3 protein-coding genes are annotated in these 1,602 nt (G+C 52.5%); 1 reads left to right on the plus strand and 2 read right to left on the minus strand.

Annotation, left to right across the window (positions count from 1 at the left end):
• Nucleotides 1–137: 137 nt before the first annotated feature.
• Nucleotides 138–764 (minus strand): uracil phosphoribosyltransferase, encoded by a 627-nt coding sequence (upp, locus tag B3P58_RS04600; protein ID WP_145469598.1) that lies wholly within the window; start codon nt 762–764, stop codon nt 138–140.
• Nucleotides 765–888: 124 nt separating this feature from the next.
• Here upp and B3P58_RS04605 point away from each other — a divergent pair, with 124 nt between their 5' ends.
• On the plus strand, nt 889–1,167 hold the full coding sequence (locus B3P58_RS04605) for a peptidylprolyl isomerase (RefSeq protein WP_145469599.1): 279 nt from the start codon (nt 889–891) through the stop codon (nt 1,165–1,167).
• 115 nt (nt 1,168–1,282) lie between these two features.
• Here the strand turns inward: B3P58_RS04605 and B3P58_RS04610 are convergent.
• A partial coding sequence (locus B3P58_RS04610) for an integrase core domain-containing protein (protein WP_286716324.1) occupies nt 1,283–1,602 on the minus strand: 320 nt, incomplete at its 5' end.

Raw genomic sequence — 1,602 nt, forward strand, 5'->3', positions numbered from 1 at the left:
TCGAGGCCGGTAATCAATGGCACCAGCACCAGTGCGCCGAAGGCCACGAACAACATCTGTAAACCGGCCAGCAGCATACGCCAGCCGCGATACAGATCTTCTGTATTGTCCCGCATAGAAACTCCCCTGATTTTTAATTATTTCGTGCCGAAGATCTTGTCACCGGCATCGCCCAGACCAGGGATAATGTACCCCTGCTCGTTCAGATGGCTGTCCACCGATGCGGTATAAATATCCACATCCGGGTGCGCATCCTGAACCTTTTTAATGCCTTCCGGTGCCGCTACCAGCACCAATGCACGGATGCTGGTACAACCGGCCTGCTTTAACAGGTCGATGGTTGCCACCATCGAACCGCCGGTGGCCAGCATCGGGTCCACAATCAGTGCCATACGCTGGTCGATATCACCGGCCAGTTTGTCGAAGTAGCTGACCGGCTCCAGGGTTTCTTCATCGCGGTACAGGCCGACCACGCTGATTTTGGCACTTGGCACCAGCTCTAACACGCCGTCCAGCATGCCCAGACCGGCACGCAGAATCGGTACCACGGTAATTTTTTTGCCGCGAATCCGCTCCGCTTCAACCGGACCACACCAGCCATCGAGGGTGTAGCTTTCCAGTTCCATATCTTTGGTTGCTTCATAGGTCAGCAAGTTGCCGACTTCAGCCGCCAGTTGGCGGAAGGTGCGGGTGCTCATTGATTTGGATCGCATCAAACCAATTTTATGCTGCACCAGGGGGTGGCGGATCTCATGTACGCTCATGCATGCCTCATTCTGTCTTTCGGGTACAATAACGGGCGCAATTTTCGCACAGCACCTGATCCTGCGCGACGCAAAATTTAACCGAATGGTCAGATTGGCCTGATAGACTGAATCCGAGGTAAGTATGCCCCGCGCCTGTGCCCGCCATATTCTGGTAAAAACCAAAGAAGAAGCCGACAAACTGAAGCAGTTACTCGATAAAGGAGCCGACTTCAGCAAACTGGCCAAACAACACTCCATTTGTCCGAGCAAGAAAAACGGCGGCAGCCTCGGCGAGTTCAACAAAGGCGATATGGTCAAAGCCTTTGACGACGTGGTGTTCAAAGGACCGCTGTTAAAAGTACAGGGGCCGGTAAAAACCCGTTTTGGCTACCATCTGATCGAGACTATTTACCGTAACTGAGGCAGTGGCAATGCCTGCCTCTGCAGCTCCACTGTTTTTAATCAGCACCGTAGCCAACAAAAACAGCATTTTTTAACATCAAGGCCTGTTGCCTCCCAGGGGAACTTTGTAGTGGTCAACTAATTCCGGACACGGTCTTAAGTAATTCTTCGGCTGCCGATGGGCTCAGCCCATTGTTAGCACTGTGTGGCCTGTAGCCGTTGTAGTAATGCATCAGATACCGGCCTACATCCATTTTTGCTTCCATCACCGAACGATACCCCTTATCCGGTATCCACTCGGTTTTCAGACTTCGGAATAAGCGCTCCATCGGCGCATTATCCCAGCAGTTTCCGCGACGGCTCATACTCTGCTGCATCCTGTAAAGCCACAGCTGTTGCCGATACTTAAGGCTTGTATATTGAGCGCCCTGATCGGAATAAAACGTCACACCGG

This window comes from Thalassolituus sp. UBA2009, from assembly GCF_002335285.1.
GTDB classification, from domain to species: Bacteria; Pseudomonadota; Gammaproteobacteria; order Pseudomonadales; family Oceanobacteraceae; genus Venatoribacter; species Venatoribacter alkanivorans.

Bases quoted from the DNA above. Each gene is read 5' to 3' on its own strand.
- upp (WP_145469598.1), bottom strand. From the start codon at position 764: ATGAGCGTACATGAGATCCGCCACCCCCTGGTGCAGCATAAAATTGGT.
- B3P58_RS04605 (WP_145469599.1), top strand. From the start codon at position 889: ATGCCCCGCGCCTGTGCCCGCCATATTCTGGTAAAAACCAAAGAAGAA.